This is a genomic window from Xanthomonas citri pv. citri (genome assembly GCF_000961215.1).
Classification (GTDB): Bacteria; Pseudomonadota; Gammaproteobacteria; order Xanthomonadales; family Xanthomonadaceae; genus Xanthomonas; species Xanthomonas cissicola.
Map to the genome: position 1 here is coordinate 2,665,898 of NZ_CP008998.1, position 25,616 is coordinate 2,691,513.

The following is a 25,616-nucleotide window of genomic DNA, read 5'->3' on the forward strand; positions in this document are numbered from 1 at the left end:
GCCGCTATCGGACGAGGAAGCGGCGGGCTCTTACGATTCCCGATTCCCCATTCCCGGTTACCCGGCGCGATAGTTCGGCGGCTCTTTGGTGATCTGCACGTCGTGGACGTGGCTTTCGCGCTGACCGGCGCCGGTGATCTTGACGAACTTGGGCTTGCTGCGCATTTCTTCGATGGTGGCGCAGCCCACATACCCCATGGTCGCACGCAGGCCACCGATGAGCTGATGGATGATGCCGCCGACCGGCCCGCGATACGGCACGCGGCCCTCGATGCCTTCGGGAACCAGCTTGTCAGCATCGGAAGCATCCTGGAAATAGCGGTCCTTGGACCCTTTCTCCATCGCACCCAGGCTACCCATGCCGCGGTAGCTCTTGTAGCTACGGCCCTGGAACAGTTCGACCTCACCCGGTGCTTCTTCGGTACCGGCCAACAAGCCGCCGACCATCACCGTCGAGGCACCGGCCACCAGCGCCTTGCCGATATCGCCGGAATAGCGGATGCCGCCATCGGCAATCAATGGAATGCGGTCCTGCAGCGCCTCGGCCACCATATCCACCGCAGTGATCTGCGGCACGCCCACGCCGGCAACCACACGCGTGGTGCAGATCGAACCCGGGCCCACGCCAACCTTGACCGCGTCCGCGCCGGCATCCATCAATGCCAATGCCGCATCGCCGGTGACGATGTTGCCGCCGATCACCTGCAGCTGCGGATAGGTCTTCTTGACCCACGCCACGCGATCGATCACGCCCTGCGAATGGCCATGCGCGGTATCGACAATCACCACGTCCACGCCGGCCGCGGCAAGCAGCTCGATGCGCTGCTCGGTATCGCCGCCCACGCCCACCGCCGCGCCCACCAGCAAGCGTTTGGCGCTGTCCTTGGCGGCATTGGGGTTATCGGTCTTCTTCTGGATGTCCTTGACCGTGATCAGACCGCGCAGCTCGAAGCTGTCGTTCACCACCAAGACCTTTTCGATCCGGTTGCGATGCAGCAGCTCGAGCACTTCCTCATCGCTGGCGCCTTCGCGCACGGTGATCAGGCGGTCCTTCTTGGTCATGATGTGGCGGACCGGATCGTCGAGCTTCTTTTCGAAGCGCATGTCGCGGCTGGTGACGATACCGACCAGTTCGCTGCCATCCACCACCGGCACGCCGGAGATGTTGCGCGCGCGCGTCAGTGCCAGCACTTCGCCGATGGTCGTGTCCGGGCTGACGGTGAACGGCTCGGTGATCACGCCGGATTCGAACTTCTTGACCCGCGCCACTTCGCCGGCTTGCTGCTGCGGGGTCAGGTTCTTGTGGATGATGCCGATGCCGCCCAGCTGGGCCATGGCCACCGCAAGACGGTGTTCGGTCACTGTGTCCATCGCCGCCGACAGAATCGGCAGTTTCAGGCGCAGGTCGCGCGTCAGCCGGGTTTCCAGACTGACGTCCTTGGGCAGGACCATCGAGTGAGCGGGGACGAGCGAGACGTCGTCGTAGGTAAGAGCTTCAGCCTGGATGCGTAGCATCGGCGGACCCGAGTTTGGGGAAGCGCGGCATTTTAACGCATTGGGGCCGGGATTGGGGAGCCGTGATTCGGGATTCGCAACAACGTCGCGTTGCACCGCTCACCGTTTGCCTGTTTGCCGATTGCCGGCCGATCTCGGATGCGATCCGGATCAGCCGATGCAGGCACTTCGCCGTTGCCTTTAACGAATCCCGAATCCCGAATCCTGAATCCCGGCCGCATCAGCGGCCTCGATGGTGTTCTGCATCAGCGTGGCCACCGTCATCGGCCCTACCCCGCCCGGCACCGGGGTGATCCAGGCCGCGCGCTGCGCGGCGGCGTCGAAGCCGACGTCGCCCACCAGGCGGCCATCATCGAGCCGGTTGATGCCGACATCGATCACCACCGCGCCCGGCTTGACCCATTCGCCCGGAATCAGCCCCGGGCGGCCGACTGCCACCACCAGGATGTCCGCATTGCGCACGCTGGCTTCCAGCACATCGGGCGGGGTGAATTTGTGGCAACTGGTGACCGTGCAGCCGGCGATCAACAGCTCCAGCCCCATCGGCCGGCCAACGTGATTGCTCACGCCCACGATGGTGGCATTGCGGCCGCGCACCGGCTGGTCGGTGTGGCCGAGCAAGGTCACGATGCCGCGCGGCGTGCACGGGCGCAGCCCGAATTCGCGCAAGGCCAGATGCCCGACATTCTGCGGATGGAATCCGTCCACGTCCTTGCGCGGGTCGATGCGCTGAATCAGCCGGTTGGCATCGGGAATGCCCGGCAGCGGCAGCTGGATCAGAATGCCGTGGATCTTGGGATCGGCATTGAGCTCATCGATCAGCGACGCCAACTGGGCTTCGCTGGTGCCCTGCGGCAGGTCGTAATCGAAGGCTTCGATGCCGACCTTCTCGGCCGCGCGCCGTTTGTTGCGCACATACACCGACGATGCCGGATCGCCACCGACCAGCACCACCGCCAGCCCGGGGCGCGCCTTGCCGGCCGCCACCCGCGCGTCCACCCGCAGCTTCAATCCGTCGAGCAATTCCTCGGCAATGCGGCGACCATCGAGAAGGCGGGCCGAAGCGGAGGCAGCTGGCGCAGAAGCGGTCATGGGGCGTCAGGTGTAGAGTCGAAGGCCGTCTATTGTCCCCGATTCCGCCATGACCGACACCACCTCACGCACCGATTCGAGCACTACTTCGATCGAAGCGGCAGCATTTCGCCGTCTGCTGCAGCATCTCAACCAGGAACGCGCCGACGTGCAGAACATCGACCTGATGATTCTCGCCGGCTTCTGCCGCAACTGCCTGGGCGATTGGTACCGCGAAGCGGCCGAAGCGCAAGGCCGGGCCATGACCAAGGAGCAGGCGCGCGAAGCCGTCTACGGCATGCCATTTGCCCAGTGGAAACAGCAGCATCAAAGAGATGCCACGCCCGAGCAACTGGAAGCCTTCGCCGCCGCCCAGCGCAAGCATGGCTAGGCAGGCATCGGCGAGCGCGCCTGCCAAGATGTCCGGAGCAATCTGTGACTGGAGATGGGCGCGCTGAGAAGCCGGAGCGCACGCTCTAGTCGCGCGTCTGCGTCTCTACTTGCCCAGCCTGCGGTACCGCATCGGGATTCAGCGTGCGACTTCCGCGACGCGGCCGCGTGAACGGCGTGGGCCGGGGTGCGGTCGGCACGGTGTTGCCATACATCAGCCTGGCACCGGCGCGTGCATCGCCGGCAGCGATCTCCAGTTCGAAACGCTCTGCATCGCGGCGGCGGATCTCACGCGAAATCATGCCGGCTTCGTCCTCGTCCACACCCAGCTCCACCAGCGCCACTTTGCCGAAGATCACCGCCGACTCGAAGGTCTCGCGGATCTGGTAATCCACTCCCGCCGCGACCAACTGCAGCGAATGCTGGCGGTCGTACGAACGCACCAGCAGCTTGGCATGCGGAAACTCTCGCGTTGCCAGCTCGACGATGCGATTAGCTGCCTCTTGATTGTCGACGCACACCGCAATCGCACGTGCGCTGTGTGCGCCGGAGGCGTGCAACACATCGAGCCGGGTGCCGTCGCCGTAGTAGATCTTGAAACCGAATTCTTCCGCGCTTTGGATCATCTCGATGTCGTTATCGATGATGGTCACATCCACATCGCGCGCCAGCAGCGACTGACTGGCCACCTGCCCGAAGCGCCCGAAGCCGATGATCAACACGCTGCCGGTCTGGCCACTGGCTGCTTCCACGCCATCCAGCGAGACCGCCGCCGCAGGCGTCAGCCGCCGTTGCAGCAGCACGAACAACGGCGTCAGTGCCATCGACAACACCACAATGGCGGTCAGGCTGGCATTGACTTGGGCATTGATGACGCCCGATGCCGACGCGGCGGCAAACAGCACGAATGCGAACTCGCCGCCTTGCGCCATCAGCACGCCACGGTCCAGCGCCTGGCGATGGTCGCTACGCATCAGCCGCGCCACGCCATAGATACACGCGCCCTTGCCCACCATCAAGGCCAGCACGCCCGACGCGATCAAGCGCCAATCGGCCGCAACCACGCGCAGATCCAGGCTCATGCCGACACCCAGGAAAAACAGCCCCAGCAGGATGCCGCGAAACGGTTCGATATCCGCTTCGATCTGATGCCGGAATGTGGATTCCGACAACAGCACGCCGGCCAGAAAGGCGCCCATCGCCATCGACAGCCCGCCCACCTGCATCAACAGTGCCGCGCCCAGCACCACCAGCAACGCGGCAGCGGTCATCACCTCGCGCGCCTTGGAGGCAGCCAGGATGCGAAACAACGGATTGAGCAGCCAACGCCCGGCTACCAGCAAGCCAACGATGCAGGCCAGACCGATGCCGATGCCCTGCCAACGCTGCGATGCGGCCTGCGGGTCGCCGCTGGCCCCCATCCAGGCCACGATCGCCAGCAACGGCACGATCAACAGATCTTCGAACAGCAGGATCGCCACGATCTTCTGCCCCGGCGGCAAGGCGACGTCACCGCGCTCGGCCAACAACTGCATCACCACCGCGGTGGAGGTCAGCACAAAACCGGACGCCGCCACGAAGGCCACCGGGAGCGCAAAGCCGAGCAACATGCCGACGCCGGTCAACGCCAGCGCGCAAACCGCGATCTGCAGCGCGCCAAGTCCGAAGATTTCCTTGCGTAAACTCCACAGGTGCGAGGGGCGCATTTCCAGCCCGATCACGAACAGAAACATCACCACGCCCAACTCGGCCACATGCAGGATGGCCTGCGGCGCGTTGAACAGGCCCAACCCGAACGGACCAATGGCAAGTCCCGCTGCCAGATAACCCAACACCGAGCCCAGGCCGAGACGACGGAACACTGGGATCGCAACCACGGCAGCGCCGAGCAGCACCACCACGTTGATCAGTTCACTGGATTCGGCAGGTTGGCTCATGCCCGGATTCTAGCGGCACCGGCGCGGCCTCGGCCTGCATCAGGGTGCGCATCTTTGCCCGCGCTTGGCGTTGCCAAGCCGAGCTCTGCAGACGCGACAACGCGTACGACAAGCTCCCAAACGACGAACGACGCCAGCTGGCGTCGTTCGTAGAAACAGCGATCAGGCAACAATCAGCCGCGCACGTCGGCCTGGGCCAGTGCTTCGCGCAGGATTTCCTTCGCTGGGCCGCCATGCTTTTCGTGCTCGAGCGCAAAATGCACGGTGGCTTCGATCAGGCCGATATGCGCGCCGCAATCGAAACGGCGACCCTCGAAGCGGAAGGCATCGACCTGCTCTTCCTTCAGCAATTCGGCGATCGCATCGGTGAGCTGGATTTCGCCGCCTGCGCCTGCACCGGTGGCTTCGAGCAGGTCGAAGATCTTGGGGCTCAGCACGTAACGACCGACCACGGCCAGGTTGCTTGGCGCGACTTCCGGCTTGGGCTTTTCGACGATCGCGTTGATGCGGCCCTTGCGGCCGTCGAATGCGTCGGTGGAAACGATGCCGTAGCTGGCGGTCTTGTCGTGCGGCACGTCTTCCACGGCGATCACGCTGCCGCCCGAGGCTTCCGCCACGTTGGCCATCTGGGTCAGCGCAGCATCACCGCGGTTCCACATCAGATCGTCCGGCAGCAACACCGCGAACGGTTCGTTACCGACAACGGCCTTGGCACACAGCACTGCATGACCCAGACCCAGCGCTTCCGCCTGCGTCACAAAAATGGCGCGAACGCCGTCCGGCAGCGCATGGCGCACAAGCTCCAGCTGCTCCAGCTTGCCTGCACGCTCCAGCTTCTGCTCGAGCTCATAGGCCTTGTCGAAGTAGTCGGCGATGGAGTGCTTATAGCGGTTGGTCACGAAGATCAGCGTATCGCAACCAGCCTGGATGGCTTCGTCGACGGCGTACTGAATCAATGGCTTGTCGATGATTGGCAGCATTTCTTTCGGCACTGTCTTGGTTGCCGGAAGAAAGCGGGTCCCAAGACCTGCGACGGGGAATACGGCCTTGCGAATACGCTGGCTCATTACAGTCTTCTGACCTCACGTGCGGGGAATGGAACGACCGTATCAGATCGCGCGTCGACTTTCCGTCGAGCAGCCGCGAAATCCGGCATCAGGCTGCCCAATACAGTCTCCATCGCTTTGATGTCGTAGCGGTTAACGGCCTCGCGCAAGCGCATCACCAGCTGCAGCACCTGCTCATGCGAGAACTCGCGCACACCGGCCTCCAGGATCTTGGGGTGCGCGGTGGGGCGATAGGCCTCGTCGGAATAGAACAGCGTCTCGTGCAACTTCTCGCCCGGACGCAGGCCGGTATAGAGAATCGCCACGTCCTTGCCTGGCTGCTTGCCGGCCAGACGGATCATCTGCTCGGCAAGCAGTCGAATCGGCACCGGCTCGCCCATGTCCAGTGTATAGATCGCACCATGCGACGCAGATGCAGCCGCCTGGATGACCAACTGGCAGGCTTCGGGGATGGTCATGAAGTAACGCGTCACATCCGGATGCGTCACGGTTACCGGGCCGCCCTGGCGGATCTGTTCGCGGAACAACGGCACCACGCTGCCGGCCGAATCCAGCACGTTGCCGAAGCGCACGGTGATGAAGCGCGTCGGCGCATCGCGCGCGTCAAGGCTTTGGCAGATCATTTCTGCATAGCGCTTACTTGCGCCCAGCACGTTGACCGGCTCGACCGCCTTGTCGGTGGAGATGAAGACGAAGGTTTCGATACGTGCACGCTGGCAGGCGCGCGCCACGTTCTCGGTCGCCAGGACGTTGTTGCGCACCGCCTCGCGCAACTGCTCTTCCAGCAACGGCACCTGCTTGTACGCGGCTGCATGGAAGACCGCGTCCGGCGTGGCAGTGTTCAACGCATGCGCCACGACCGCCGGGTCGCCGCAATCGCCTAACACTCGCACCACCTCGATATCCGGGAACAGCCGGCGTAGATCCGAGTCGATGGTCAGTAGCGCCAGCTCGTCGATTTCCAGCAGCACGATCCGACGCGCGCCGTGGCGCGCGCACTGGCGGCAGACTTCCGAACCGATCGAGCCGCCGGCGCCGGTCACCATCACGGTCTTGTTGGTCAGCCAGTCGCGGATCAGGCGCCAGTCGGGCGTGACCGGCTTGCGGTTGAGCAGGTCCTCGATCGCGACCTCCTTCAACTCGCCCGGCAACGAGCGCCCCTCCAGCACGTTGATCAGCTTGGGCACCATGCGGAACGGCAGGCCGGTGCTTTCGCAGATCGCCACGACGCGCTGCATGCCGGAGGCGTCCAGCGACGGGATTGCGATCACCAGCAATTTGGCGGCGGTCTCCTTGGCAATGGCGGCGGCCTGATCCAGATTGCCCAGCACATTGAGACCCTGGATCTTGGCCCCATGCAGGTTATTGGCGTCGTCCAAATACCCGACCGGCACAAATGCGCCGGTGCGACGCAGATCGCGCACCAACCCTTCAGCAGCCCGACCAGCGCCAAGGATCAGCACGCGCTGCGCGGCATCGCCGGAGTGCGCAATCTGATAATCCTTCCATGCGCGATACAGCAGACGCGGCGTGCCAAGTAGCGCCGACAACGCAAATGGATAGACCACCAGCACCGACAGCGGCACGCCATCCAGACGGTCGTACGCCAGCGCCAGCACGATTGCGACGAGTCCAAGAAAACTCGCCTTGAAGATGTTCCACAGGTCCGGCACCGAGGCGAAGCGCCACAACCCGCGGTACAACCCCATCTTCCAGAACACCAGGCCCTGCGCCACCAACACCACCGCTGTGCGCCAGTCCCACAGCGGCAGATTCGGCGCGTCGCGTAGCATCGAGTAGCGGCCGGCATGCAGCAGCTGCCAGCACACCCACACCATCAGCAGGTCATGTACCACGACCGCTATCTGCGGCAGCGCCTTGGTCAAACGGTCACGCCAGGAAATCATAAAAGTCCATTAGTCAGGAATTGCGCAATCCATCGCGCAGAAAATGCCAGATCGCAGTGGCGCCCATGCCCCATACCAGCGCGCCGGACACCTGCAGCCAGAACGGATCATGACGGATTAACAGGTACAAGCAGACGGCAATGAGGCTGAAAGCGAAATAAACGCCCGTTACCGGAACGTGCGTCTCAAGACGACGCGCCAGTCGTTGGTACACGTGCTGGGCATGCGGCTCCCACCAGCGTTGCCCGGAGAGCATGCGAGCAAGCAGTGTGAAGCCGGCGTCTACAAGAAAGGCCGTCAACGGGAGCCAGCTGATCCACCAGCTCACCTGACCACCTGCGACGTTCAGCGCCAATAGCGCCGCCAGCACATAGCCGAGCGCACCGCTGCCGCCATCGCCCATGAAGATGCGCGCACGTGGGAAGTTGAACGGCACAAACCCGAGGCACGCTGCGGCAACCGCCAGACCTGCCCACGACCAACCGACAGGCGCTACCAGCGAGAATCCCAGGGCGGCCAATGCCGCCTGGGTGCTGGCCAGACCGTTGATGCCATCCATGAAATTCCAGACATTGATCAACATCACGGACGCAGCGGCAGTCAGCACTCCATCCCACACGCTGCCTGTGCCATGCCAGACCAAGGCGCCCAATGCCACCGAGGCAGCCAGGTGGATCGAGAACCGCAGCCTTGCCGAAAGCGGACGGTGGTCGTCCCACCAGCCCACCCCGGCCACTGCGACCAAGCCCGCCGCGAACCAGCAGACCGTCAGCCGAGATGTCGGCCATAGCGCGCAAGCTGCAACGCAGCCCAGCAAGATCGCCGCCACAATCGCCATGCCGCCGCCGCGCGGGGTTGCCACCACGTGGCTACGCCGTTCACCGGGATGATCGAGCAGGCGGCGGTGCAAGGCATAGCGCCGCAGCCCCCAGGTCCCCAGTGCCGCGACCAGCAGGTGCAGCACGCACCACAGCCACACCATCAGACCACCGCGTAGTTCAACAGCGGCTTGACCGTACCCCATTCCTTGCAGCTCGGGCATTGCCAGTGATGCGTCTTGGCACCAAAGCCGCAGCGTGTGCATCGGTAGCTCGGATTGCGCACCAGCAACTGGTCGGTGATGTGCTTGAGGTCCTGCAAGGTGCCGACCGGGTCGCTCCCCTCAGCCAGGGTGAGGTCGATCAACGCCGACTCACCACGCACCGACGGGCGATCCTTGAGCTGGCGGCCAAGATAGGCCAGCGCAGGTGCGACGCCATCCTGGGCTTCCATCAACTGGGTCAGCGCCAGCACCGGCGCAATGCCACGATAGTGCTCGGTCATCTCCGACAGGAAGTTGCGTGCGCCGGCGATATCGCCGACCCGTCGATACGCGGCCATCAATGCGGGAATGATCTCGGGCAGGTATTCCGGATCATGCCGGGCAGCACGTTCGAAAGCGCGCACCGCCGCTTCGTCGTGGCCGCGCTCGGCTTCGATGCGTCCTTCCAGAATGCCGGCGCGCACGGAGGTGCCATCGGCCTGGTAGGCACGCGCGATCGCTTGTAGCGCATCGTCGGTCTTGCCCAGGCCGCGATAGCGGTCAGCCAGTTCGCATTCGAATTGCGAGATCAGCTTGCCCATCGGCTCGCCGGTCACTTCTTCATAGCGGGTGGCGTTGTCGATCGCCTTTTCCCAATCGCGCTCGGCCTGATAGATGCCGATCAGGTGGCGCAGCGCCTGCGGCGCGCGCTGGTCCAGTTGCGCCAATTCGGTAAAGACCGTTTCGGCACGATCCAGCAGACCCGACTTCATATAGTCCTCGCCGAGCGCCAGCAACGCCTGGACGCGTTGCTGATCGGTCAGGTCGCCACGCTGCACCAGGCCCTGATGCAGGCGGATCGCGCGGTCCACTTCACCACGGCGACGGAACAGATGCCCCAACGCGACCTGGGTCTCGAAGGTTTCCTTGTCCAGTTCGGCGATATGCAAAAACAGCTCGATCGCCTTGTCCGGCTGTTCGTTGAGCAGATAGTTCAACCCGCGGAAATACGTGCTGGAAAGACGACTGACCTGCGTGTCGCCATGACGTTGACCGCCACGACGGCCGACGATCCATCCACCCAGGGCAGCCAGCGGCACGAACAGGAAGAACCAGATCCACTCGGTCAGAAAGTCCATACGTCGTTACAGTCCATCGATGGGGCGCGGCTCGACGGTCGCAGGCGTGACAGGCCTGGCGTCGGCGCGACTGACCGCAACAGCCTTGTTGGCCTGGCGCAGTTTGGAATAGAGGGGAATGACCACGCTGACCAGCACCATGCCGGCACCGATCAACACACCGACCAGCAGCGCGACGATGATCGCGACGACCGAACTGGTATGCACGCTGGAGAACAGGAAATCGAGCGTGACATCCTGGGAATTGACCGCACCAATGATCAGACCGACCAGCAGGAAGGCCAACATCACCAGCAAGCGAAGCACCTTCATGGCGAGACTCCGTCGGGAAGCGAACTAGCTTAACCGAGACGACATAAACGCAGCGCCAGAATGGCTTCAGTCTGCCGTATCGGCCACATCCACAGGCACCACGGAGCTCACGCGCTCACGCAATTCCTTGCCCGGCTTGAAGTGGGGAACATGCTTGCCCGGCAGCGCGACCGACTCGCCGGTCTTGGGATTACGTCCCAACCGTGGCGGACGGTAATGCAGCGAAAAACTGCCGAACCCGCGAATTTCGATCCGATCACCGTCGGAGAGGGCCTGCCCCATCATTTCCAGCAGCGACTTGACTGCCAGATCTACGTCGTCCGACTTCAGATGCGCTTGGCGTCGCGCCAGGATTTCAATCAATTCGGACTTGGTCATGGGAAGACTTGCTTTTTTCGACTGACACATCGGAATCGGCCCGGGCAAGCCCGGGCCGATCCATTACGCTCTTGCGAGCGCTACGCGCTTACTCGGACTTGTTGTTGTTCAACTGCGCACGCAGCAGCGCGCCCAGCTGAGTCATGCCGCCCGATGCGGAAGCGGACTGATAGTCCTCCAACGTTTCGCGCATTTCGGCATCGTCCTTGGCCTTGATCGACAGCTGCAGGGTGCGGCCCTTACGGTCCATACCCACGAACTTGGCTTCGATCTTGTCGCCGACCTTCAGGTGCTGGGTCGCATCGTCGACGCGCTCGTTGGCGATGTCGCGTGCAGCGACGTAGCCTTCGATGCCATCGGCCAGGTCGATCGTGGCGCCCTTGGCATCCACTTCACGGACCACGCCTTCGACCTTCGAACCCTTCGGGTTGGACGCCATGTACTGACCGAACGGGTCCTGCTCCAGCTGCTTGACGCCCAGGCTGATGCGCTCACGTTCCGGGTCCACTGCCAGCACGACGGCTTCCAGCGTGTCGCCCTTCTTGTAGTTGCGCACGACATCTTCGCCGGTGGTGTTCCAGCTGATGTCGGACAGGTGCACCAGACCGTCGATGCCGCCGTCCAGGCCGATGAAGATGCCGAAGTCGGTGATCGACTTGATCTGACCGGACACCTTGTCGTTCTTCTTGTGGGTGGCAGCGAAGGTTTCCCACGGATTGGCGGCGACCTGCTTCATGCCCAGCGAGATGCGGCGACGCTCCTCGTCGACATCCAGCACCATCACTTCGACTTCGTCACCCACCTGCACAACCTTGGACGGGTTGACGTTCTTGTTGGTCCAATCCATCTCGGAGACGTGCACCAGGCCTTCGACGCCCGGCTCGATCTCGACGAATGCGCCGTAATCGGTGACGTTGGAGACCTTGCCGAACACGCGGCTGTTGGCCGGGTAACGACGCGCGATGTTGTCCCACGGATCTTCGCCCAGCTGCTTCAGGCCGAGGCTGACGCGATTACGCTCGCGATCGAACTTCAGCACGCGCACGTCCAGCTCGTCGCCGACGTTGACGACTTCGGACGGATGGCGCACGCGCTTCCAGGCCATGTCGGTGATGTGCAGCAGGCCGTCGATACCGCCCAGGTCCACGAATGCGCCGTAGTCGGTCAGGTTCTTGACGACACCCTTCAGGATCGCGCCTTCCTGCAGCTTGTCCATCAGCTGCTCGCGCTCTTCCGAGTGCTCGCTTTCGACCACTGCACGACGCGAAACCACCACGTTGTTGCGCTTGCGGTCCAGCTTGATCAGCTTGAACTCCAGTTCCTTGCCTTCCAGGTAGGCCGGGTCGCGCACCGGGCGCACATCCACCAGCGAACCGGGCAGGAACGCGCGGACATCCTTGATGTCCACGGTGAAACCACCCTTGACCTTGCCGCTGATGCGGCCGGTGATGGTCTCGTTCTTTTCCAACGCTTCTTCCAGCTCGTCCCACACCATCGCGCGCTTGGCCTTCTCGCGCGACAACACGGTTTCGCCGAAGCCGTTCTCGATGGAATCGAGGGCAACCTTGACCTGGTCGCCGACGCCGACATCGATCTCGCCAGCGTCGTTACGGAACTGCTCGATCGGCACGATGCCTTCGGACTTCAGGCCAGCGTTGATCACCACCACGTCGCCGCGAACTTCCACGACGGTACCGGTGACGATGGAGCCCGGCTTCAGCTTCGCCAGATTGGCTTGACTGGCTTCGAACAGTTCTGCAAAAGATTCTGTCATTTGAATTTACTCAGTTGAACACACGGGCGCCGATCGTCGGAGTGCGACAGATGCGAACCGCCCAGCCTGTTGGTCGACTCCGGACAGCGAGTCGGTTGGAAGTCATAGAACCGCCACGCAGGATGCGCGACGGAGCTTTGGAACGCCTTACGGTCGGCGGGGCAAACCCGCTTGCGAAACGCTTACGACGGCGTGCGGCCTGCGAGCAACCCGACCACACGCTGGACGACATCTTCGATTCCCATTCCGCTGGTATCGATCAGCACGGCGTCTTCGGCCGGCCGCAATGGCGCCACCACCCGCTGCGCATCACGGGCATCACGGGCCATGATCTCGCGCAGCAGGTCATCAAAGATAACCGGAACACCCTTTTCCATCAACTGTTTATGGCGACGACCCGCACGTTCTTCGGCACTGGCGGTCAGAAACACCTTGTAGGCAGCATCGGGAAAGATCACCGTGCCCATGTCGCGCCCGTCGGCAACCAGGCCGGGCGCGCGCCTGAATGCGCGTTGGCGCTCCTTCAGGGCGCTGCGAACCTCGGGAATGGCCGCAATGGCCGAGGCCAGCGCGCCGGTAGTTTCCAGGCGCAGCTCACCGGTCGCGTCTGCGCCATTGACCAGCACGCGCAACCCTGCCTCTCCCGCATCGTCGAATTCCACCTTGGTGTCGAAGGTGCAGCGCACCAGCGCTGCCGGGTCGGAGACATCCAGGTCGGCCCAGCTCGCAGCGACTCCGACAGCGCGATACAGTGCACCCGAATCGAGGTAATGCCAGCCCAGCCGGGCGGCCACGATCCGGCTCACGGTGCCCTTGCCGGCACCGGAGGGGCCATCGATGGTGAGGACGGGCGACAGGTCGGTCATTCAGGTTTCCGGAAGGTCATCAGTCCGTAGTGTAGCGCCGCTCGCCGCGATCGCGCTGCAACCACTTGAAAGCACGACGAAAAGCCGGTTAGAATTGCCGGCTTAATTCCGGGTGCACCCTCGATTGCGGGCACTCTTCCATCGAATCCAACCGTTTACGCCGAGGTGTGCCATGAAAGTCCTGTCCTCCCTGAAGTCTGCGAAGACCCGTCACCGCGACTGCAAGGTGGTCCGCCGCCGCGGTAAGGTCTTCGTGATCTGCAAGTCGAACCCGCGCTTCAAGGCGCGTCAGCGCTAAGCCTTTGCGGCGCGTGCAAGACCCGAGAAAGCCGCCTCCGGGCGGTTTTTTCTTGGCCGCTGCTTCACGGCGGTGGTTGGCACACGCATCTGCCGCCGACCGCCGCCCAGCCAGAACATGGTGCCGCTGCACCGGGGCGCGCCTGGGCAATCGCGGCGGCGCCAGGTCAGCCGTGTCTCAGCAGCGCCTAGCGTCGTTTTTTTGCTGTAATCACCATCTGAAATCTTGTCCACTGGGGAGTAGATGACATGCGTAACCGTTTGTTTGTGATGCCGCCAGCCGTGCTGGCAATCGCGCTGATGGGGATCAGTGCCGTTGCTTCGGCCGATACACTGCTGGTCGACCGCGCACAGCAGAAGCCTGCCGCCGCCCTGCCTTTGCGCGGCGAGAGCATGAGCCAGGTCGAAGGCCGCTACGGCGCGCCACAGGAAAAGCTCGACCCGCGCGGCGGCCAAAAGCGCCAGTGGCCGACCATCCATCGCTGGGTGTATCCGGCCTTCACCGTTTACTTCGAAAAGAGCAAGGTGATCGACGTGGTGGCCAACAAGGCCGATGCCAACGAGATCGGGCCCAAGCCGCCGATCCGCTGAGGCGTTGGTGACGGCTCGGCCGCAGGTGCTGGCATCCGCCTCCGCACGCCGGCTGTACGAGTCGCATCGCAAGGTGTACCGGGTCCGTCAGCAGCCGGACATGCGTTGCTGCAATGCTGTCAGAAGGCCGGGCGCGGCGATCAGCGCCTGGATCGCAAGAGCCCGCATCAACGTGCGGGATATCGTTGAACGTGCGGGCGATGGCCCGCACACCAAGATGAGTATTTGCCTGGCATGACCGACCGTCTTCGCTTTCCCGCCGAGTGGGAACCCCAATCCGCCGTGTTGGTCGCGTGGCCGCATGCCGGTACCGATTGGGCCGAGCGCCTGGCCGACGTGGAAGAAACCTATATTGCGCTGGTCACGGCGATCTCCCGCTTCGAGCCGGTGGTCATCTGTGTGGCCGACGACGACCTGCAGATCTATGCCGAGGCGCGGCTGCGTTCGGCGCGGGTGGACATGACGCGCGTGCGTTTCGTGATCGCCGCCTACAACGACACCTGGCTGCGCGATTCGGGCCCGATCACACTGCGCCAGGAAGCCGGCTTCCGGTTGATGGATTTCCGTTTCACCGGTTGGGGCGGCAAGTTCGAAGCCAGCCTGGACGATCAGTTGGTGAGCTCGCTGGATGCCGCACAGGTGTTCGTGCCGGCGCAGGTGGAGACCGTCGACTTCGCCCTGGAAGGCGGCGCAATCGAGACCGATGGCGCCGGCACCCTGCTGACCACCTGGAAGTGCCTGCATGAGCGGCACCCGCAGCGCACGCGCGAATCGCTCAGCAGCGATCTGGCCACATGGCTGGCGCAGGAGCGCGTGCTGTGGCTGGATCATGGCTACCTGGAAGGCGACGATACCGACGCGCATATCGATACGTTGGCGCGCTTTGCCGGCCCGGATGCGATCGTCTATCAAGGCTGCGATGTGGCCAGCGATTCGCATTACGTCGAGCTGCAGGCGATGGGCGCCGAACTGGCAGCGCTACGCAAGGCCGACGGGCAGCCGTATCGGCTATTTGTGCTGCCGTGGGCACAGCCCATTCTCGACGAAGGCCGCCGGCTGGCTGCGTCGTATGCCAATTTTTTGATCGTCAACGGCGCGGTGCTGATGCCGGCCTATGGGGATGCGGCCGATGCAACCGCGCAGGCGGTGCTGGCGCAGGCATTCCCGCACCACGAGATCGTGCCGGTGCCGTGCCGTGCGCTGATCTGGCAGAACGGCAGCCTGCATTGCCTGACCATGCAATTGCCGGCCGGCCTGCTCGCGGCCTGAGCGCAGTTGCAAACCTCGCCTGCGTTGCGGCCGCACAGACCGCGCGTGGCTCCTGTTCCGGCCGGCAGGCCGGTGTTACGCCATGGCGCGCTACCTTAGTGCGTTACTTACGTTGGATGCTGCCATGACCCGTCATCTCCTTCCCGTCGCGCTGATCCAGGAGCGCAACCACGGCGACGCCGAGGCCAACCTGGCCGTCATCGCATCGCGCGTGGCCGAAGCCGCCGCGCAGGGCGCCAAGCTGGTGCTGCTGCAGGAACTGCATAACGGTGCGTATTTCTGCCAGCACGAGTCGGTGGACGAATTCAACCTGGCCGAGCCGATTCCCGGCCCCAGCACCGAGCGTCTGAGCGCGCTGGCCAAGCAGCACGGAGTGGTGCTGGTCGCATCGCTGTTCGAACGCCGCGCGGCCGGCCTGTATCACAACACCGCGGTGGTGTTCGAAAAGGACGGCCGCCTGCTCGGCAAGTACCGCAAGATGCACATCCCCGACGATCCGGGCTTCTACGAGAAGTTCTATTTCACTCCGGGCGATCTGGGCTTCACGCCGATCGATACCTCGGTGGGCCGCCTTGGCGTGCTGGTGTGCTGGGACCAGTGGTATCCGGAGGCGGCGCGCCTGATGGCGCTGGCCGGTGCGGAGCTGCTGCTCTACCCCACGGCGATCGGTTGGGATCCGGACGACCAGCAGCCGGAGCAGGAGCGCCAGCGCGATGCCTGGATCCTCAGCCATCGCGGCCATGCGGTCGCCAACGGCGTGCCGGTACTGTCGTGCAACCGGGTCGGCCATGAGCCCTCCCCGCTGGGCGCATCGGGCATCCAGTTCTGGGGCAACAGCCATGTGCTGGGGCCGCAGGGCGAGTTCATTGCCGAAGCCGGCCAGGACCCGACCGTACTGATCTGCGATGTCGACCTGCAACGCAGCGAACATGTGCGCCGCATTTGGCCATTCCTGCGCGACCGTCGCATCGATGCGTACGGCGATCTGCTCAAGCGCTACATCGACTGACGCATGCCACTCGAGTTGCGTGCGGTCCGCAATGCGGACATTCCGGCGATCACTGCGATCTATGCGGAGCAGGTCGCCGGGGTCAATACCTACGAATACAGGGCGCCATCGCTCGATGAGATGCGCGCGCGGGTCAGCGCGATCGTGGATGCAGGCTACCCCTATCTGGTCGCCGAGCTCGATGGCGTGGTCGCGGGCTACGCCTATGCAAGCGCATTTCGCGCGCGCGCCGGATATCGCTGGACGGTGGAGAACTCGATCTACCTGTCCGCAGCGATGCAGGGCCGCGGCATCGGCAAAGCGCTGCTGGGCGAGCTGATCGCGGTGTGCGAGCAGCGCGGCTTCCGGCAGATGATTGCGGTGATTGGCGATGCCGGCAATCTGGCATCGCGACACTTGCATGAACGTTTTGGATTTCGCACGGTCGGAGTCTTCAACGGAATCGGCCGCAAACACGGCCGCTGGCTGGACGGCGTGCAGATGCAACGCGCGCTCGGCTCCGGCGACACCGCCCCTCCTCCTGATGAAAAGACCCATGACTGAGCAGCCCCCCCACGTTCTGGACGATGCGCTGTCCGGCCAGCCGCATCGCATCGTCGAACGCGACGGCGTGCGCTATACCTTGCTCGGCACCGCGCACGTGTCGCTGGCCAGCGTCGCCGCCGTGCAACGGGCGATCGGCAGCGGGCGTTACGACGCAGTGGCGGTGGAACTGGATGCGCAGCGCCTGCAAGCGCTCAGCGATCCCGATGCCCTCGCCCGCCTGGATCTGGTACAGGTGATCCGCAAGGGGCGCGTGGCCTTGTTCGCGGCGAATCTGGCCCTGGCGGCGTATCAGCGTCGCTTGGCCAAGCAACTGGGCATCGAACCGGGCGCGGAATTGAAGGAGGCGGTGAACCTGGCGCGCGCGCAAGGCTTGCCGGTGCATCTGATCGATCGCGAGGTCGGCCTGACCTTCAAACGCGCATCCGGGCGCCTGGGATTTTTCGGCAAGATGAAACTGGCCGGCGGGTTGCTCGGCGGCCTGTTCGCTGCCGACGAGGTGGGCGAAGAGGAAATCGAAAAGCTCAAGCAAGGCGACATGCTGGAGGCAAGCTTCGGCGATTTCGCCAGCGAAAGCCCGGAGCTGTACGAAACGGTGATCGCCGAGCGCGATCAATACATGGCCACACGTTTGCGTGAAGAAGTCGGCGCAGACCAGCGCGAGATCTTGGCGGTAGTCGGCGCCGGGCATCTGGCCGGGCTCGCGCGCCATCTGGAACAGGACACCGCTGCCCCCGGCCCGCTGCGCGAATCGCTGGAGTACGTGCAGCAGCGCAAGCGTATCCCGTGGATCACGCTGGGCATCCTGGCGGTGATCATCACTGGCATCGGTATCGGGTTCTGGCGTGGTGGCCTGAGCATGGGCGCGGACCTGTTGTTGCAGTGGGCCATGTACACCGGCGGCATGGCCGCGCTCGGCTGCTTGCTGGCGGGTAGCCACCCGTTGAGCATTCTCACCGCCGCGGTCGTTGCGCCATTCAAACCATTCCGCCTGAGCGTGCCGACCGGTGCATTCGCCGCGCTGGTCGAAGTGCATATGCGCAAGCCGGCCTACGGCGATTTTCTATCGCTGCGCGACGATGCGCAGACGCTGCGCGGCTGGTACCGCAACCGCGTCTCGCGCGTGGTGCTGACATTCCTGCTGACCAATTTCGGCAGCATGGCCGGTGTGTGGCTGGCCGGGGTGCAGATCTTTAACCGTCTGCATGGGTGAGCGTGGCGGCGCTGAATCCGCCAGATCCAGACCGTTCGTAGGAGCACACCCGGGCGCGATGAGGCTTTACCGGTAAATCCCTGTCGCGCCCAGGTGCGCTCCTACGGCGTCCGGTTGATTGCTGGATGCTCCGGCGCGAGCTGCAGGCGTACCCACACCCCATAGTGATCCGATGCCCAGCGGCCTTCGGCATAAGGCGTGTCGAACAGGATGCGGGCTTCGCGGGCCAGCAGGCGGTTCTGCTGGAAAAACACATGATCGATGCGCGCAGGCCTGTCGAAGACGTGCATGTTCAAGGTGCTGACCGTGGCGTCGCTATTGCGATGTACGCTGCCGTAGCTGTCGCCGTAGCCCTTGCGTAGCGCTTGCAGATCGAGCGTGTCGGCGGCGGTGTTGAAATCGCCGGCGATCACCACCGGCGCCTGTGCGCTGTTGGAGGCGATGAAGTCCAGCAGATCGGCCACCTGGCGCGTGCGTATGCCGGTACCGCGTGCGTCGGCGCGTTCGTTGAGATGGGTGACGTAGACGTTGACCGGTTGACCGTCGACATCCACCTGCAGATGCGCGGCGACACGGTAATCGTCCAGGGGCTGCAGCAGGCGCTGCTGCGTGGCGAGCACCCTGCGGCGGCTCAACACGGCGTTGCCGTAGCGTTTGGGGGCGCCGACCGGATCGACCGAGGCGAAGATGTAGTCATAGCCGAGCTTGCGCGCGAGCCAGGCGGCCTGATTTTCCACGCTGCCGCGGCGCTCGATCACTTCCTGCAACGCAATCACATCCGGCGCCAGTCGCTTGAGTTCCTTGGCGATATGCGCGCGTCGCGCCGGCCAGTCTTCGCGATCGTGATGCAGGTTGAGCGTGACCAGGGTCATTTCACGCGACGCTGCGGCGGGTGACTGCGCGACGTTCGCTGACTGATCACGATTGCCGCGCTGCACAGAGGAAACGCCCTGCCCGGCTTGTCCAGCCTGCACGCCGGTGGACAACAGCAGGAGGGCGACCAACATGAGCGGCCGTTCGGAACTTCGCCGTGCTGGCGCTGCCCGGGACAGCCGCCACGCCTGCCTCATTGCGTGGTGCGCTCGGCCCGCCGCACCGCGCTGGGCACATCGATTTGCACGTTCGCCGGCATCTGCTGGATGCGTAATTCGCCGTTCTGCCACTCAGCCGGTTCGCCGTTGATCGTGGCCTTGCCCGGGGTGCCCTGATACGGCCACGGCAGCACCACACCGCCCGGCGGCAGGATCAGACCGGGCTGCAACTGCAGCACCAACTGCTTGTCGGTGCGTTGCAAGGTGTAGCTGAGCCGCCCGTACGGCGTGCGCAGTTCGGCGATGCCAATCCCCTTGCCTTCGAACCAGCGCGTCGGCGTGCCGGCAGCGATGACCAGGCTGGCATCGGATTCGCGGCCGTAGGCGAACATGTCCAGCACCGAGCGTACGAAGTCCGAGGCGACCCAGGCATGCGGCAGATCGCCGACGAAGAACGGTGTGCGCGGCGTGCGCGAGACCACTTCGGCCCATTGGTTCCAGGGTTGTGGCGCGCGGTCCTTGAAGAAGAACGCGGTCGCGTCCCAGGCGCGGTCGCGCCAGCCCAGGCGCACGAATGCGGCCACGTTGCGCCACTCGTAGGGCGTGTAGTCCTTCCATTCGCGCTTGCCGTCGCGGCGGTCGGAGAATTCCTTCCAGTAACGCTCGAAGGTCTTGGTCAGCAGATCCTGCGGCAGGCGTTGCTGCTCGCCGCCTGGCGCCAACGCAATGGTGGTCGAGGTCGCATCGAAGTCGCCCAGTTCCGCCGAACCCGGCAGGAAGTCGAGGTTGTGCTGACGCACCGCCGCACCCAACGATGCGATCAGATCGCCGCTGAATTCATCGCGTGCGGTGCTGAAGCGGGCCACCTCCTCTGGCTTGTCCAGCGCACCGGCCAGCATCGCCGCGTCCTTGTAGCCGCGCAGTGCCCAGAAGTTGTCCCAATACGAATGCACCGGCTTGGCCGAATAGCCTTCGTGACTGATCGACACCGGCATCATTCCGTAGAAGGCCGGGTTACGCATGAAGTTTTCTTCGGTGCGCTCGCTGGCGCGCAGCGTTTCCATGTAGTCGTAGGCACCGGTGACATGCGGCCACATCTTTTCCAGGAAGGCCTTGTCGCCGGTATAGCGGTAGTACTCGGCGATGTTGTAGATCAGCTCACCGTGGCTGTCGTTCTCCGGCACCGGGTCGCTGCCGCGGTCGTCCACGCAGCACGGCACCATGCCGTCGGCGAACTGATACGGCGCAAACCAGTCCACATAGTCGCGCACCACGTCTTCGCGACCCAGCCGCAACAGCCCTTCGGAAATCATCGCGCCGTCGCGGATCCAGCTACGCGAATACGAGCGCGTGCCCGGCTGCAGGCGCGGGCCGATGCGCGAGATCAGCATGTGCGCCAGCGCGGTGCGCAAGGTATCGACCACCGGCTTGCCTTCGGCCGGCACACTGATGCGCACGCGATCGAGCTTGCTGCGCCACTGCTGCGCCACCCGCTGCTGCGCGGTGTCGGCATCGAAGCCCGCCGGCAGCTGCGCGGCGCCGGTTTGCGGAATGACCAAGGCCACTTCACGGCGTTGGCCAGGCTCCAACTTCCAGCGATACAACAGCACGCCCGACGCCAGCCCGGTTTCGTCCTTCACCTGGGTGACTGTCGGCGGCGTGGCCGCAGTGAGATGGCTGACGTCCATGCCGCTGTCGAAGGCGCTCGCAAAGCCGGCATCCGGCCGCTGTGCAGCGAACACCCGCGGCTTGCCGTTGACGCTGACCTGGCCACCATCCACCGCGAGTTGCTCGATGCGGCTGATGCCACCCAGGGTGTTGAGAAACTGTGCCGGCGGGTTGACCTGAAACGGACGCACGGCCAACGCCAAGGTGAACTCGCGCGCGTCCTTGCCGGTGTTGTGCAGTTGGTAACGCGCGACCAGTTGCGCCTGATCGGGGGTGCCCTGCACGAAGGCAGTGACGCGCAGATTCATCAGGTCGTGGTGCCAATCGACGCTGGGAATCGGCAGGTAATCGTCCTGCAGGCTTTGCTCGCTGCTGACATCGGACCAGTGCAACACCTTGCCGCCGGTCACTACGAACGGCTCGATGCTGAAACCGCCCTTGCCGACTTCCACCGCACCGTCTTCGCCAATGAGGCCCTGTTCGGTGCCGCCATCCAGGCCCAGGATGGTCCAGTACGGTTGCTCGCCGGAGAAGCCGCGCGGATAACTCCCGCGCGGTAGCTGCGCGGCCAGCGACTTGACGAAGTCGTTGGGCGTTGCGGCGAATGCCAGCGGCTGCAACTGCACTTCCTTGATGCCATAGCGCCAGTTGGGGCCGTCCTTGAGATCGAAACGCAGGTAGCGTGCCTCGGTATCGGGAAGCGCCAGCCAATCGGTGCCGCCCGCGCCGGCAGTGACGGTACGCAGGTCGCGCCAGCTCCGTCCGTCGCTGGACGAACGCACCACATATTGCGAGGCCTGCAGTCCCGGAACCCACTGCACCACCGCACCGCCGAACTCGCGCACCTTGCCCAGATCCAGCGTGACCGTCTGTTGCTTGACCGCGCCGCTGAGCCAGAACGTGTCCGGCTTGCCATCGGCCAGGCGCTGTTCCAGCGCAGGCGCGGTGTCGGTGATGGCCTTGGCCTGGAGCGGCGAGGTGTCTTCGGGTGGCAGCGGCGTGAGCGTGAGCCGGTCCAAGCACACCGTGCCCTTGCCGCCGACCTTGTTGTAGATGGTGAACTCCACATCGGCGCTGCTGCGCAGCTGCTTGTCCTGACCTGGGCCCCAGGCTTTTTCGATATTGCGCTTACGGTAGCTGACCGTGGTCCAGTTCTTGGGGAAAGCAAAGCCGGGGCGGTTGACCCACCACACGTTGTCGCCGCTGGCATCGATCAGCTTGAGCTGCAGATCGTTGGAAGGCGATTCGCCGCGCAACGCAAACCCGAGCCGGTAATTGTCCGGGTACTCGATGGGCAGATTGCGGCGAATGCCGACATAGCCGGAGACGCCGTTGAAGTTGTAATCCAGACACAAGGCATGCCCACCGGAGGTGGTGGCTACCGGCCGCAGCGAGCCGCTGACCTGGTTGGACACCACCAGGCGCCAGGCACCGATGTCGTTGAAGCCGTCGAGCACGCGCTCCTGCGCCTGCGCCGCGCCCGCAGACGTAACGAAAGCGGCCATGGCACACAGTCGCAGGAACACTGGTTTCACCCCTTCACACTCCCCAGCAGAAGACCTTGGATGTAGTAACGCTGCAGCGCCAGGAACAATAGCAGCACCGGAATCACCGTCACCACTGCACCGGCCATCATCAATTCCACGTCCATGATGTGCTCGCGCGACAGCGCAGCCAGCGCCACCGGCAAGGTGTAGTGCTCCTGGTCGGTCAGCACGATCAGCGGCCACATGAAATCGTTCCACGAGCCCATGAAAGTGAAGATGGTCAAGGTGACCAGCACCGGTTTGAGCATCGGCAACACGATCTGGAAGAAGATGCGCATCTCGCTGGCGCCGTCGATGCGCGCAGCCTCGATCAATTCGTCCGGAATGCTGCGCGCGTACTGACGCACCAGGAAGATGCCGAATACCGTGGCCAACGCCGGCACCACCACCCCGCCGATGTTGTTGACCAGATGCAGCTGCTTCATCAGCAGGAACAGCGGCAGCATCGCCACCTGCGCCGGGATCACCAACGCCGCCATCAGGATCTTGAAGATGCGCTCGCGGCCGACGAACTGCAGCTTGGCGAACGCATAACCGGCCATGGTGTTGACCAGCAACGACCCGAGCGTGATCAGCCCGGACACCAACAGGCTGTTGGCGAAGTTGCGCGCCATGCCGGTGCGCGCGAACAGCTCGTGATAGTTGGCCGTGGTGAACGCCGAGGGCAGCATCGGCGGCGGAAACCGGCTGGCCTCGCCAGTGGGCATGAACGACACCGACAGCATCCACAGCAGCGGCGCCAGGCTGATCACCGCCAGCACCAGCAGGCCGCCGTTGATCAGCACGGCATTCCAGCGTGATTGGCCAACTTCACGGCTCATATCAGGTCCTTCTTGCGGCCAAAGCGCAGCATCACGGTGGTCACCGCCAGAATGATGAGGAACAACAGGAACGCCACCGCCGAGGCGCGGCCGAGGTTCCACCACTTGAAGCCTTCCTCGAACATGAAATACAGCACGCTGACGGTGCTTTGCAGCGGGTCGCCGCGGGTCATCACGTAGGGTTCGGCGAACAGCTGGAAGTAGCCGGAAATGGTGATCACGCCGACCACCATCAGCACCGGGCCGAGCATCGGCACGGTGATGTGCACGAACTGCTTCCAGCGTGAAGCGCCATCGATGCGCGCAGCTTCGTACAAATCCTGCGGGATCGCCTGCAGCCCGGCCAGGAAGATCACCATGTTGTAGCCGAAGTTCTTCCACACCGCGAACAGCATGATGGTGGGCATCGCCCAACGCGGGTCGCCCAGCCAGTCGATTGGGGCGATCCCCAACTGGGCCAGGCCGAAGTTCACCAGGCCGTACTTGATGTGGAACAGGTAGCGCCAGATCACCGCCACCGCCACCAACGTGGTCACCACCGGCGCGAACAAGGCGGTACGGAACAACGCCTTGAAGCGCGAGGCCTTGGCGTTGAGCAACAGCGCCGCGCCCAGCGACACGCCGATCGACATCGGCACGCCCAGCAGCACGAAATATGTGGTGTTCCACAGCGACTTCCAGAACAGCGGCGTCTGCAGCAGGTCGATGTAGTTGCCCAGGCCGACAAAGCGCAGATGGCTGCTGTCGGCCAATGCATACAGGTCGAAGTCGGTCACGCTGAGCACCAGCGCGGCGAACACCGGCACGCCAAAGAACATGCCCAGCACCAAGATCGACGGCGCGGCGAACACCCAGCCGGCGACGGAATTACGCTTCATCATCGTGCGGCTCCCTGGTCCGATGCGGCGGCTGGCGCGGTGGTGTCTGCAGCAGCTGGCCTCACTACCGGCTGGGCCGTGTCACCGGCCGGGCCGACATGCCCGCCCTCCTGCTCGAAGATCCAGCGGCGCTTGGCCAGAATTTCGTCCACGCGTTGATCCAGTTCCTGCACGGCGGCGTCGTGCGACTGCCCGCCGCGCACCACGCGCTCGGTCACCAGACGCATTTCCTGCACGATGCGCTCCCACTCCAGCACCTTGGGCGTGGCCTTGACCCGCTCCAGCTGGTCGCCGAAGGCATGCGCCAGTGCGTCGTTGGCCAGCGAGGGCAGCTTCCAGGTACTGCGACGCGGCGGCAGGTCGCCGATGATGGCGTGGAAACGCGCCTGCACCTGCGGCTGCGACAGATATTCGATCAGCTTCCAGCTGGCGTCCTTGTGTTGCGAGGACTTGAAGATCACCAGGCTGGAACCGCCGGCAATGCCGGCACCCAGGCCATTGGGCCCCGGCAATGGCGCCGTGCCCCAGTTGCCTTCCATGCCCGGCGGCTGGCGCAGCTTGAACTCGCGCACGTTCCACGGGCCGGACAGATAGAACGCGTAATAGCCGTTGAAGAATTCGTACCAGACATTGGAGACCTGGGTCTCTGAGACCTTGGGCGCCCAGCCCTGCTGATACATGTTGTCGTAGAAGCCCAGCGCCTTGCGGAAACCAGCGCCACGGAAATTGCCGTAGTTGTCATGGTCGCGCAGCAGGCGGTCGTCCTGCTGCAGCGCGAACGACAACTGCTGCTCGAATTCGTTGAGCGGCATCAGGATGGCGTAGCGGTCGGGGCCGACCTTGCGCTTGATCGCGGCCATCACCTGTTCCATCTCGGCCCAGGTCTTGGGCATCTGGCTGTAGCCGGCCTCGCGCAGCAGGTCCTTGCGATAGAACAGCAACCGCGTGTCCACATACCACGGCACGCCGTACAGCGTGCCGTCGACCAGATTGGTGTCCCACACGCCAGGGAAATAATCGGCCGGGTCGACGATCTTGGAGCGCGCCACGTACGGCTGCATCGGCTCCAGCGTATCCAGCAGCGCAAATTCCGGCAGCCAGGTGTTGCCGAGCTGACACACGTCCGGCAGGCCGTCGGCGGCAAAGGCGGTCAGCAGTTTTTCGTGCGCCGCGGTCATTGGGATGTTCTGCACATCCACATGGATGGTGGGGTTCTGCTTTTCGAAATCGGCCACCAGCTCGGCGACCACTTCGGCCTCCTTGCCCATCGCCCAGAACCGCACCGTGGTCTTGCCCGGATCGGAGCGTTCGCATCCCGTCGCACCTGCACACAAGGCGACGGCCAACATCAACAGTTTCAAAAGGCGCACGG

23 protein-coding genes are annotated in these 25,616 nt (G+C 64.0%); 7 read left to right on the forward strand and 16 right to left on the reverse strand.

From position 1 onward, the window contains the following. Positions 1 to 57 precede the first annotated feature (57 nt). Positions 58 to 1,515 carry an IMP dehydrogenase gene (gene guaB, locus AMD14_RS12100; RefSeq protein WP_005913202.1) on the reverse strand — a complete coding sequence of 486 codons (1,458 nt, stop codon included), beginning with the start codon at positions 1,513 to 1,515 and terminating at the stop codon, positions 58 to 60. A 180-nt stretch (positions 1,516 to 1,695) separates the two neighbouring features. Next, positions 1,696 to 2,607, reverse strand: coding sequence for a bifunctional methylenetetrahydrofolate dehydrogenase/methenyltetrahydrofolate cyclohydrolase FolD (gene folD / locus AMD14_RS12105; protein ID WP_003489637.1), 912 nt, complete (start codon positions 2,605 to 2,607; stop codon positions 1,696 to 1,698). Positions 2,608 to 2,656: 49 nt separating this feature from the next. Here folD and AMD14_RS12110 point away from each other — a divergent pair, with 49 nt between their 5' ends. Then, positions 2,657 to 2,977 (forward strand): DUF1244 domain-containing protein, encoded by a 321-nt coding sequence (locus AMD14_RS12110; RefSeq protein ID WP_003489638.1) that lies wholly within the window; start codon positions 2,657 to 2,659, stop codon positions 2,975 to 2,977. A gap of 85 nt (positions 2,978 to 3,062) precedes the next feature. Here AMD14_RS12110 and AMD14_RS12115 read toward each other — a convergent pair whose 3' ends face one another. From AMD14_RS12115 to cmk, 9 genes are all read right to left on the reverse strand, one after another. Beyond that, on the reverse strand, positions 3,063 to 4,913 hold the full coding sequence (locus AMD14_RS12115; protein WP_005922500.1) for a monovalent cation:proton antiporter-2 (CPA2) family protein: 1,851 nt from the start codon (positions 4,911 to 4,913) through the stop codon (positions 3,063 to 3,065). Between the two features lie 173 nt (positions 4,914 to 5,086). Next, complete coding sequence (gene galU / locus AMD14_RS12120; RefSeq protein WP_005922502.1) at positions 5,087 to 5,980, reverse strand: UTP--glucose-1-phosphate uridylyltransferase GalU; 894 nt, start codon at positions 5,978 to 5,980, stop codon at positions 5,087 to 5,089. Continuing rightward, positions 5,980 to 7,887, reverse strand: a complete 1,908-nt coding sequence (locus tag AMD14_RS12125) for a polysaccharide biosynthesis protein (protein WP_005913197.1) — start codon at positions 7,885 to 7,887, stop codon at positions 5,980 to 5,982. Before AMD14_RS12125 ends, galU begins: the two co-directional genes overlap by 1 nt. A gap of 13 nt (positions 7,888 to 7,900) precedes the next feature. Next, complete coding sequence (locus AMD14_RS12130) at positions 7,901 to 8,869, reverse strand: MraY family glycosyltransferase (RefSeq protein WP_011051495.1); 969 nt, start codon at positions 8,867 to 8,869, stop codon at positions 7,901 to 7,903. After that, the gene (lapB, locus tag AMD14_RS12135; protein ID WP_003489647.1) at positions 8,869 to 10,047 is read right to left on the reverse strand and encodes a lipopolysaccharide assembly protein LapB; all 1,179 of its coding nucleotides are present in this window, start codon (positions 10,045 to 10,047) and stop codon (positions 8,869 to 8,871) included. Before lapB ends, AMD14_RS12130 begins: the two co-directional genes overlap by 1 nt. 6 nt (positions 10,048 to 10,053) lie before the next feature. After that, positions 10,054 to 10,359 (reverse strand): lipopolysaccharide assembly protein LapA domain-containing protein, encoded by a 306-nt coding sequence (locus AMD14_RS12140; RefSeq protein WP_011051496.1) that lies wholly within the window; start codon positions 10,357 to 10,359, stop codon positions 10,054 to 10,056. Positions 10,360 to 10,425: 66 nt separating this feature from the next. Further along, positions 10,426 to 10,737 carry an integration host factor subunit beta gene (locus tag AMD14_RS12145; protein WP_003489651.1) on the reverse strand — a complete coding sequence of 104 codons (312 nt, stop codon included), beginning with the start codon at positions 10,735 to 10,737 and terminating at the stop codon, positions 10,426 to 10,428. Positions 10,738 to 10,825: 88 nt separating this feature from the next. Further along, entirely contained in the window at positions 10,826 to 12,511 is a 1,686-nt protein-coding gene (gene rpsA / locus AMD14_RS12150) for a 30S ribosomal protein S1 (protein ID WP_003489652.1), read from the reverse strand. A 182-nt stretch (positions 12,512 to 12,693) separates the two neighbouring features. Then, on the reverse strand, positions 12,694 to 13,377 hold the full coding sequence (gene cmk / locus AMD14_RS12155) for a (d)CMP kinase (protein ID WP_011051497.1): 684 nt from the start codon (positions 13,375 to 13,377) through the stop codon (positions 12,694 to 12,696). Between the two features lie 172 nt (positions 13,378 to 13,549). Here cmk and ykgO point away from each other — a divergent pair, with 172 nt between their 5' ends. The 6 genes from ykgO (at position 13,550) to AMD14_RS12185 (ending at position 18,299) form a co-directional block, all read left to right on the forward strand. Beyond that, entirely contained in the window at positions 13,550 to 13,675 is a 126-nt protein-coding gene (gene ykgO, locus AMD14_RS12160) for a type B 50S ribosomal protein L36 (RefSeq protein ID WP_005913193.1), read from the forward strand. A gap of 248 nt (positions 13,676 to 13,923) precedes the next feature. Beyond that, the gene (locus tag AMD14_RS12165; protein WP_015463272.1) at positions 13,924 to 14,265 is read left to right on the forward strand and encodes a hypothetical protein; all 342 of its coding nucleotides are present in this window, start codon (positions 13,924 to 13,926) and stop codon (positions 14,263 to 14,265) included. Between the two features lie 234 nt (positions 14,266 to 14,499). Next, complete coding sequence (locus tag AMD14_RS12170) at positions 14,500 to 15,534, forward strand: agmatine deiminase family protein (RefSeq protein WP_011051499.1); 1,035 nt, start codon at positions 14,500 to 14,502, stop codon at positions 15,532 to 15,534. Between the two features lie 124 nt (positions 15,535 to 15,658). After that, positions 15,659 to 16,543 (forward strand): carbon-nitrogen hydrolase, encoded by an 885-nt coding sequence (locus AMD14_RS12175; protein WP_003489660.1) that lies wholly within the window; start codon positions 15,659 to 15,661, stop codon positions 16,541 to 16,543. Positions 16,544 to 16,546: 3 nt separating this feature from the next. Then, the gene (locus AMD14_RS12180; RefSeq protein ID WP_011051500.1) at positions 16,547 to 17,086 is read left to right on the forward strand and encodes a GNAT family N-acetyltransferase; all 540 of its coding nucleotides are present in this window, start codon (positions 16,547 to 16,549) and stop codon (positions 17,084 to 17,086) included. After that, entirely contained in the window at positions 17,067 to 18,299 is a 1,233-nt protein-coding gene (locus tag AMD14_RS12185; RefSeq protein WP_005913176.1) for a TraB/GumN family protein, read from the forward strand. The genes AMD14_RS12180 and AMD14_RS12185 overlap by 20 nt, the downstream gene beginning before the upstream one ends. A 101-nt stretch (positions 18,300 to 18,400) precedes the next feature. On the opposite strand, the gene AMD14_RS12190 is transcribed toward AMD14_RS12185, so the two are convergent. From AMD14_RS12190 to AMD14_RS12210, 5 genes are read right to left on the reverse strand one after another with little or no spacing between them, the layout of a single operon-like run. Beyond that, positions 18,401 to 19,306: an endonuclease/exonuclease/phosphatase family protein gene (locus AMD14_RS12190; RefSeq protein ID WP_015463273.1), complete on the reverse strand. Its 906-nt coding sequence runs from the start codon at positions 19,304 to 19,306 to the stop codon at positions 18,401 to 18,403. A 59-nt stretch (positions 19,307 to 19,365) separates the two neighbouring features. Further along, positions 19,366 to 22,503, reverse strand: a complete 3,138-nt coding sequence (locus AMD14_RS12195) for a discoidin domain-containing protein (RefSeq protein ID WP_015463274.1) — start codon at positions 22,501 to 22,503, stop codon at positions 19,366 to 19,368. Between the two features lie 26 nt (positions 22,504 to 22,529). After that, entirely contained in the window at positions 22,530 to 23,366 is an 837-nt protein-coding gene (locus AMD14_RS12200) for a carbohydrate ABC transporter permease (protein WP_003489668.1), read from the reverse strand. Next, on the reverse strand, positions 23,363 to 24,247 hold the full coding sequence (locus AMD14_RS12205; protein ID WP_011051503.1) for a carbohydrate ABC transporter permease: 885 nt from the start codon (positions 24,245 to 24,247) through the stop codon (positions 23,363 to 23,365). Before AMD14_RS12205 ends, AMD14_RS12200 begins: the two co-directional genes overlap by 4 nt. Further along, complete coding sequence (locus AMD14_RS12210; RefSeq protein ID WP_011051504.1) at positions 24,244 to 25,614, reverse strand: sugar ABC transporter substrate-binding protein; 1,371 nt, start codon at positions 25,612 to 25,614, stop codon at positions 24,244 to 24,246. Before AMD14_RS12210 ends, AMD14_RS12205 begins: the two co-directional genes overlap by 4 nt. Positions 25,615 to 25,616 lie beyond the last annotated feature (2 nt).